At 51.1% G+C, this 7007-nt stretch carries 10 protein-coding genes; 4 read left to right on the plus strand and 6 right to left on the minus strand.

The window, feature by feature from the left end:
- Nucleotides 1–556: 556 nt before the first annotated feature.
- A complete protein-coding gene (locus ACOTXF_RS23335) occupies nt 557–1183 on the plus strand; it encodes a ParA family plasmid-partitioning AAA ATPase (protein ID WP_004197649.1) in 627 nt (208 codons plus the stop codon).
- Entirely contained in the window at nt 1180–1482 is a 303-nt protein-coding gene (locus ACOTXF_RS23340) for a hypothetical protein (RefSeq protein WP_071571079.1), read from the plus strand. The genes ACOTXF_RS23335 and ACOTXF_RS23340 overlap by 4 nt, the downstream gene beginning before the upstream one ends.
- A gap of 447 nt (nt 1483–1929) precedes the next feature.
- Here the strand turns inward: ACOTXF_RS23340 and ACOTXF_RS23345 are convergent, their stop codons facing one another.
- The 6 genes from ACOTXF_RS23345 to ccdA all read right to left on the minus strand — a co-directional run bounded on the left by ACOTXF_RS23345 (nt 1930) and on the right by ccdA (nt 5379).
- Nucleotides 1930–2724, minus strand: a complete 795-nt coding sequence (locus ACOTXF_RS23345) for a site-specific integrase (RefSeq protein WP_004197635.1) — start codon at nt 2722–2724, stop codon at nt 1930–1932.
- A 197-nt stretch (nt 2725–2921) separates the two neighbouring features.
- Nucleotides 2922–3938: a hypothetical protein gene (locus ACOTXF_RS23350; RefSeq protein ID WP_017899884.1), complete on the minus strand. Its 1017-nt coding sequence runs from the start codon at nt 3936–3938 to the stop codon at nt 2922–2924.
- 10 nt (nt 3939–3948) lie between these two features.
- Entirely contained in the window at nt 3949–4263 is a 315-nt protein-coding gene (locus tag ACOTXF_RS23355; protein ID WP_053389906.1) for a hypothetical protein, read from the minus strand.
- 26 nt (nt 4264–4289) lie between these two features.
- Nucleotides 4290–4649 carry a hypothetical protein gene (locus ACOTXF_RS23360; RefSeq protein ID WP_025380813.1) on the minus strand — a complete coding sequence of 120 codons (360 nt, stop codon included), beginning with the start codon at nt 4647–4649 and terminating at the stop codon, nt 4290–4292.
- Nucleotides 4650–4853: 204 nt separating this feature from the next.
- Nucleotides 4854–5159: a type II toxin-antitoxin system toxin CcdB gene (ccdB, locus tag ACOTXF_RS23365; RefSeq protein WP_013023785.1), complete on the minus strand. Its 306-nt coding sequence runs from the start codon at nt 5157–5159 to the stop codon at nt 4854–4856.
- A gap of 1 nt (nt 5160) precedes the next feature.
- Nucleotides 5161–5379 (minus strand): type II toxin-antitoxin system antitoxin CcdA, encoded by a 219-nt coding sequence (gene ccdA / locus ACOTXF_RS23370; protein ID WP_001568025.1) that lies wholly within the window; start codon nt 5377–5379, stop codon nt 5161–5163.
- Between the two features lie 596 nt (nt 5380–5975).
- Between ccdA and vapB the strand changes: the two genes are divergently transcribed.
- Together vapB and ACOTXF_RS23380 are read left to right on the plus strand one after the other, a co-directional pair.
- On the plus strand, nt 5976–6206 hold the full coding sequence (gene vapB / locus ACOTXF_RS23375; RefSeq protein ID WP_023293777.1) for a type II toxin-antitoxin system VapB family antitoxin: 231 nt from the start codon (nt 5976–5978) through the stop codon (nt 6204–6206).
- Entirely contained in the window at nt 6203–6619 is a 417-nt protein-coding gene (locus tag ACOTXF_RS23380) for a type II toxin-antitoxin system VapC family toxin (protein ID WP_000754567.1), read from the plus strand. Before vapB ends, ACOTXF_RS23380 begins: the two co-directional genes overlap by 4 nt.
- Nucleotides 6620–7007: the final 388 nt, after the last annotated feature.

Genomic DNA, 7007 nt, shown 5'->3' on the forward strand with positions numbered 1-7007 from the left:
CTGAAAATGCCGGCCTTTGAATGGGTTCATGTGCAGCTCCATCAGCAAAAGGGGATGATAAGTTTATCACCACCGACTATTTGCAACAGTGCCGTATATACTTACGCACCTTCCCACTTCAACACACCTTTTTGGATAGAAGTGAGAAGCTATCCCGCTTCTCACCACCTTTTACCAAATTTGTCTCACCGACTCCCCACTTCGACACACCGAAGATTCAAAGGCTTCCCACTACGCCCCACTTTTTGCTTCACGCGGTCATAACTGGTTGATACTACCCTCCCTAAAGGTAGCCTGGAGTTGAAAGCCGCATTATGTGGTTCTATGGGGATTTCGGATAAAGGCACCACTTTGCCATCTTGTTATCTTGTTATCTTGCTATCTTGTTATATTGTTATCCTAACATCTTACTAATTTGTTAAGATACAAAAACAATTCAGTTATAAATCACACAGTTAACAACTTAACAAGATATTAACTTAATAAAGAAATTGCAATATTGTCGCCTGTTTGGCAATATTAAGTTGTTAACTTAACAATTTAATATGAGGCTATGATGATAATAGTATTGGGTAGTCAAAAGGGTGGGGTTGGTAAAAGTACACTGGCGGTATCTATAGCTGCGTATCTGATGTCACTGGGCAATAGAGTGATCATTGTCGACGCAGATGACCAGAAATCTGTATTGACCTGGTACAACAATCGTCCTGAAGATCTTCCCCATATTCCGGTTACTGGCGCAACAGGCAACATCAAAGCCATGCTAAAGGAACACGAGAAATCTTATGACTTTGTCATCGCAGACTGTGCTGGCCGCGACAGTGCAGAAATGCGTAGTGGGTTGATGGCCGCTGACGTATTCATTTCTCCGTTGCGGCCTTCTCAGATGGACCTGGATGTAGTGCCTCATACATGCTCTGTTTTTACAGCAGCAAAAGATTTTAATGAGGACGTCCGGGGATATCTCGTTTTAAACATGACGCCCACGAACATGTTTGTCAATGAAGCAAATCAGGCAGCTGACGTACTCAAGGATTATCCTGAAATGCGTCTGGCTAGTTCCCGAGTTTGTGATCGAAAAGCGCATCGAGATGCCTGGGCAGAATCAATGACAATTTTTGAAACGCAAAATGACAAAGCACAACAAGAAATCGAATCGTTAGTTAAAGAGGTTATTCTGTGAGAAATAGAGCAAATACTCCATCTCGTGATGAGGCAGCGTTTATTAACGGTGGTACTGCTGGTATTGATAATACCAAAGTGACTTCAGAGAGACCATTGGCTGTAAGTAAAGCAAAACCAGTGAGCATTTCCTTTTTTGAAGAAAACTTAAAAGACATTGATGATCTTATAGCGGGTGAAATGATTTCAGGTAAAAGCAGAGTGAATCGTTCTGACGTAGTCAGGGCAGCGGTAGAGGCACTAAAAAGTTTATCAAAAACAGAGATATCCAGATTAATCGCAGAAGCGAAACAACGATAATATCTTGTTATCTTGTTATCTTGTTATCTTGTTATCTTGTTATCTTGTTATCTTGTTATCTTGTTATCTTGTTCAGGGTGGTAACACCTTTTATATCGAGGCAACAACTTCGCGATAGTGAAAATTTGCGGATGGCCTCAGTCCTATACATAAGGGGATATACATGAATTCAAATACTACAATCGCCTTACATTTTTCGCTTGCATTACTATTTACGTTGCTATCAGTGGCTGGTAGCAACCATGATTTAGCAGGAGTTGTATCTCAATTATTCCTTATTTTCATGGCTGCATTTTTTTTCTTTAGGGCAATGAGGGCCTTTCTGAACATAATTAATGTGATTGAAAGCTGTAAAAAGTGAGGCTGGATAAGCCCCCATTAAGCTTGGACTGTTTCCCACACAAGAACTACTTTAGGTCGAAACCTGGGGTATTACCCATAGTTGACCTATGTAGATTGGTTTGGGGTTAACTTTTTTATCAACGCAACAGCTTCAGCTTCCGGCATAGCAAACTGCACCCGGTGCCGTGCCGCGACATCGAGCGCAAACACCTTCGTATAGACCTCCGTGGAACTGATCGATTTGTGGCCCATCAGGCTCTGCAAAACCTTCAGAGGTATGCCGGCGTACAGCATATGCATCGCGTAGGAGTGACGGAACGTATGGGGGGTAACCGGTACTGAGAACGTCACCCCGTCGGCCGCTGCGGCCTCCACCGCTTCGCTAAGCCAGGTGCGCACGGTACGGTCTGTGATCTCCCAGATACGTGCCTTCTCCATTCTGCCGGTGCGCTTGTTTCGTCTTTCCAGCGGAATTTTCAGGGTGGCCACCATCATCTGCAGCTGGCTGACATAGTGGTGATCGGAAAGGGGAACCAGACGATGGACCTGACTGCCTGCGGGGGCACGACCTGCCGTCCTGGCCGCTTTCTCGGTGCGCTGCTTGAGCGTGGCCAGCTGCACGAACGGATACGGCGGCACCAGCGAAAAATCCCCCCGGGTCAGCGCGAGCGCTTCATTAATGCGCGCGCCGGTGTTCCACAGCGTCGCCAGCAGCATCTTGCGGTGAAGATCCGGCACGTAATGGAGCAGGGCGCTGACTTCCGGCGCCAGCAGGTATTTCGGCAGTTCATCCTGCACGAGCGCCATCTGGCGCAGGGCGAGGGCGGCAGGGTAATCGATGGCCACCGGGAGCAATGTTCCGGGAGATGCCGGAGATCCAACTGGAACCAGGTTATTCATAATTTCTGTTAATTTTTTTCTTTGCCGAGAATTTTCTTCGTAATATTACCGGAGTCAGGATGACTAACCAGCCAGCGACGGCCAGCCAGAAAACAGACGAAGTCACAAACAAAACTACCCCGTCAATGACGGTAGACACGATATTTTCGGGCACAGGTTTCACTCCTCTTCAGTGGGTGGCTATGGAACGGGAACATTCATGACACCAACATCCAGTAGATAAAGCACAGAAAACCCATCCCCCATCCCCAGAACAGGATCTGGCCGCGGTATTTATCCCGCAGGTTAAAAAAGGGATGTGCCTGCAGGTCAACGAGCTCCTCACTTTGCGAGGCAAGCTCCCTTTCCAGCTCCAGGATTCTTTTCTGCGACTGAGCACACAGGGTAGCCAGCCGGATGACCCCGGTTGCCCGTTGCGCCACCTCCAGGTCTGAATCCCCGCTCTGCGGCAGAGACAGTTTTTCTGCCCGCAGCGGCAGGGCGTCACATTTCTCGTCCGGGAGCTGGCCCTCTTTCCTGTGCAACAGATGATAAAATGGACGATTCTTAAGTGAAGTAATTAACTGTTTTTGCGACCGTTTTTTGCCTTCGAGCTGCACGATTTTTTCCTGCAGCCCGCGATAACAGTCTTCCAGCCGGCGTACCGCGGATACCAGGGGCTCCACCCGGAGCGTTGAGCACCTGCCCCGTGGCAACTGCAGTTCGTCTGCCCGCAGCGGCATTGAGCTGGTTTCCCCCGCCGGGAACCGGAAACCCATTGCGTGCCACAGCCTGTCCCTCCGGATCTTGTTTTCTTCGTTTTCTTCATCAACCCGGGAAATTTCAATCGGCAAAACCAGGGTTGCTGGCGGAAGGCCTCTGGCCCAGAGAACAAACTGCTGCGTGATCCAGCTACCCAGGCCGAGTCCCTGCAGGCGGCGTTCCAGTCTGAACTCATCTGTAAACAGATGCAGGGCCTTCTGTTGAGGCCAGTAGATTGCAGTGAAAGTCTGAGTCTTCGTCAGTTCGGTATCGGCAAGGTACAGTGTCATTATGCAGGAGACCCGGTACAATCCGTCGGGAAAATGGTCAGAAGTTGGCCCCCACGATTCCTCCCTGCTCAGAATAACGACCAGATTTTCCTCCTGGCGGGTACTGTTATTTGTAATGATCTCCGGCAATGTCACGAGCCACATTGTTTTGTCGTCACCAGTCCGGGTAACACAGTCGGTCATGTTTTTTTCCCTAACAGTGAAGTGAACAATACACTTTAAAGACCTTATTGATGAGGCAGGCTTTCCACGGCGGAGCGCTGTGTTCAGACTGCGGCAGATGGTAGTCACCCGTGAGCACCCAGAAATCAGGCTGGCCTGATTGTTCTGCCACCATTCTGCCGTTTCGTTTGAGAATTTTTGGAGATCGCCATTTCTGACGCCTGCGGGCTGTCTCGATGGGGCTGTCCTCATTAAGGCCAGAATAAAGCCACAGCTCCTGGTGGCCATATACATCCTCAAGCTCCCGGACCACATCGTTAAATGAGCTAAATGTTGGTGTACCCATACCTCGCCTCAAAAATAGTATCCGGTTCAATAGTCATTCTTGCCAAACAGCTGAGGCAGTTCATCAAACAACATCACATGGCGGGTGCGCTTTCCCTTGAAAATGCGCCTCATCACTGGCGTGAAATCCGCAGGCTCCCAGCCATAGGGCCACGTATAGAAGATTCCGGCTTTCAGCGTGTTATCTGGTCGTTCAGGGCCAGCGACGATACGTCTTACCTCCGCGCTCAGGGCCTCACCGCGCAGGCCGTACTGTCCCAGGTAACGACGCAGCCGCGTTCTCGGCATCCGCGGATCGGATTTCACGTAAGCATTAATATCCATATGCTGCGTGGCGGTGATGATATTCATGCCGTACTTGCGCATGGTGCTGAAAGCGGTGGCCATCACGTCTGTCTCTGGTTCGCCATCAGTTCTGTTCATCTGGTTTCCTTTTACTGACTTAAGGGTGTTTGTGTGAACCGTTCGTTTAAGCTGACCCCGCGAAAGCCTGCAGGGCATCCGCTCCGGAGGGCAGTTCATGCTGAGGGTTAAGCTCTGCGGCAATGCTTCGTTTTGACATCCTCGATGTCTTTCAGGGCGGGGAGGCTGTCAAATTCCCCAGAACATCAGGTTTATCGCATTTTTGATGTCATTTTCCCGGTGGCTGAGATCGGCCACTTCCTCCCCGGTGACGGAGGACGTGACGCTGGCCATGTCCGTGGTCATCAGGCGGTAGCTTTCATCCCCGATGTGCACCACCGGATAGAGTTCACGGGAAACCTTATCCGACAGCAGCCGGGCGCTGGCCAGCGGGATCACCATCCGTCGCCCGGGGGTATCGATGATGTCACTCTGCACATCCACGAACAGACGATAGCGGCTCTCTCTTTTATAGGCATAAACCTTAAACTGCATCTCACCAGTCCCTGTTTTCGTCGGCGAATGAACCGTTCATCTCAATAAAGCGGGCAACCTCGGCCATCCCTTCCTGATTTTCAGCCTGCCAGCGTTCGGAACGCAGACGACGGGCCTCATTCTGCATGGCCCTGTTCACCAGGGCGGAGATATTGACGTCTGCGGATTTCAGTAACTGATAACTGTCGCTGTCTATGGTGACAGTGATGCGCTGCTTCATAATGCACTCCGGAATACATACTGATGATATGCATATCAGTATAGCGTAAGGATGCAGCTGACTCACGCCCGCCTGAAACATACTGTTATGTCGCCATTAATTTCACTTCGTGAAATTCACATACAAAATAATCACCTTAGAGATAACAAGCAGCCATACAGCCACGCCGTTAAATTACAGGACGGCCGTTCCGTCCGGATCCGACTTTTCGCGCTTTACGAAGTTTCCGGAAGTGTACCACGGTGAGAGAATAAGCAAAGCGGCGTTTTCCGGTGGTGAGCGGCCGGTCGCGGGGCAGGGGAGGGACACAACATATAGCGTCATCCTCAGCTGGTAACACCGCTACATCTTGTGTTTCCGGGCCGCTGCGCACCGGAGGCCGGAAAGCAGATCCGGAACTGGGAGTTTTCGGATCTGCGGTGGAAAAATGAGAAAGCAGGATATGCACAGCATATCCATATGCCGCGCATCTGCATAGGGCAGACATACGCATATGCCAGTCATCTGCATATGTTACACCTATACAAACCCATCCGGCAGGCATATACTGCACATATGCACTCATACATCATGCATGATCAGCCGGAGGAACATCCATGCGCACAGTATCGATATTTAAAAACGGCAATAACCGCGCCATCCGTCTGCCCCGGGACCTGGATTTTGACGGCGTCAGCGAGCTGGAGATCGTCCGGGAAGGGGACAGCATCATTCTGCGTCCCGTCCGGCCGACCTGGGGCTCGTTCGCGCAGCTAGACAGGGCCGATCCGGACTTTATGGCGCAGCGTGAGGATGTGGTCAGCGACGAAGGACGCTTTGATCCATGAAGAAAACCTGGATGCTCGACACTAACATCTGCTCGTTCATCATGCGCGAGCAGCCGGCAGCGGTGCTGAAGCGCCTGGAGCAGGTGGTGCTGCGCGGTGATCGCATCGTGGTCTCGGCCGTGACGTATGCCGAGATGCGCTTCGGCGCCACCGGCCCGAAGGCCTCGCCGCGCCATATTCAGCTGGTCGACGCGTTCTGCGCGCGCCTCGATGCCATCCTGCCCTGGGACCGGGCTGCGGTGGACGCCACGACGGACATCCGGGTGGCGCTGCGCCTCGCCGGGACGCCGATCGGCCCGAACGACACCGCCATTGCCGGACACGCCATCGCGGCGGGCGCCATCCTGGTGACGAATAATACAAGAGAGTTTGAGCGGGTGCCGGGTCTGGTTCTGGAAGACTGGGTTAAGTAACGTAGTCAGGCCGCTATCCATCGGCCTGACAGTTTCTCTGCGATGTTATTTGTATTCCTTTTCACCGTTACTGAATGGCTCTACACGGATACGTGTTCTCTCATGTGTGAGTTTTGGCGGCCTGATGAATTTAGATATCCCCAGCTGGACGGCCAGAGTCCACATTTCGTCTGAATAAACGATACTGCGGTGATGCTTCTCAATGAGGAAAGCGTCATAATCATGATGACGGAACGTCTGTAACACCGACCTGACAAATGCCTGTGATGCCCAGCCTTCTTTCAGGCACTGGATGGCTTTGTTGAATAAATCAGATTTCGGGTAAGTCTCCCCCGTAGCGGGTTGTGTTTTCAGGCAATACGCACGCTTTCAGGCATACCTGCTTTCG

Origin of the sequence: Enterobacter cloacae complex sp. IR53041 (assembly GCF_049238285.1) — a bacterium.
In the GTDB taxonomy this organism is placed as follows: domain Bacteria; phylum Pseudomonadota; class Gammaproteobacteria; order Enterobacterales; family Enterobacteriaceae; genus Enterobacter; species Enterobacter roggenkampii.

Coding starts and splice junctions, on each gene's coding strand:
- ACOTXF_RS23335 (WP_004197649.1), top strand. CDS start 557: ATGATAATAGTATTGGGTAGTCAAAAGGGTGGGGTTGGTAAAAGTACA.
- ACOTXF_RS23345 (WP_004197635.1), bottom strand. CDS start 2,724: ATGAATAACCTGGTTCCAGTTGGATCTCCGGCATCTCCCGGAACATTG.
- ACOTXF_RS23350 (WP_017899884.1), bottom strand. CDS start 3,938: ATGACCGACTGTGTTACCCGGACTGGTGACGACAAAACAATGTGGCTC.
- ACOTXF_RS23355 (WP_053389906.1), bottom strand. CDS start 4,263: ATGGGTACACCAACATTTAGCTCATTTAACGATGTGGTCCGGGAGCTT.
- ACOTXF_RS23360 (WP_025380813.1), bottom strand. CDS start 4,649: ATGGCCACCGCTTTCAGCACCATGCGCAAGTACGGCATGAATATCATC.
- ccdB (WP_013023785.1), bottom strand. CDS start 5,159: ATGCAGTTTAAGGTTTATGCCTATAAAAGAGAGAGCCGCTATCGTCTG.
- ccdA (WP_001568025.1), bottom strand. CDS start 5,379: ATGAAGCAGCGCATCACTGTCACCATAGACAGCGACAGTTATCAGTTA.
- vapB (WP_023293777.1), top strand. CDS start 5,976: ATGCGCACAGTATCGATATTTAAAAACGGCAATAACCGCGCCATCCGT.
- ACOTXF_RS23380 (WP_000754567.1), top strand. CDS start 6,203: ATGAAGAAAACCTGGATGCTCGACACTAACATCTGCTCGTTCATCATG.